Source organism: Terrabacter sp. 2RAF25, assembly GCF_052115265.1.
Lineage (GTDB): Bacteria > Actinomycetota > Actinomycetes > Actinomycetales > Dermatophilaceae > Terrabacter.
The window spans coordinates 1-437 of sequence record NZ_JBFRGJ010000051.1 but is presented as its reverse complement, the minus strand read 5'-3'; the positions used below and the strand labels follow the sequence as shown (position 1 = coordinate 437).

Genomic DNA, 437 nt, shown 5'->3' with positions numbered 1-437 from the left:
GCCTCCTTCACCGGGCGTGCCATTGCAAGCACGGCCTTGGTGTTTTCGTTCTTCGAGATACTGCCTCACTTTCCGGTCGGCGTGTCCGAGGTCCATCTCATTCTCGGCTCGACACTGTTCCTGATCTTCGGCGTGGCCCCTGCCGCGTTCGGCCTGGCCCTGGGGCTGCTTCTGCAGGGGCTGTTGTTCGCGCCCTTCGACCTGCCCCAATACGGCATGAACGTGACCACCCTGCTGGTGCCGCTTTTCGTCCTAGAGGCATTGGCGCGCCGCATCATTCCCTCAGACATGGCTTGTGTGGATCTCGGCTATGGTCAGGTTCTTTGGCTGTCCCTGGCCTATCAGGGCGGCATCGTCGCCTGGGTGGCATTCTGGGCGATTTACGGTCAGGGTGTGACCCCATCCAAGCTGGCAGCCATCAGCACCTTTGGCGGGGC

Annotated in this window: 1 protein-coding gene; it reads left to right on the top strand. The window is 62.0% G+C overall.

Translation table 11 applies throughout. The features are described 5' to 3' along the window. Positions 1-39: 39 nt before the first annotated feature. The coding region (locus AB4091_RS21905) for an energy-coupling factor ABC transporter permease (protein ID WP_442295031.1) at positions 40-437 on the top strand (398 nt) is incomplete at its 3' end.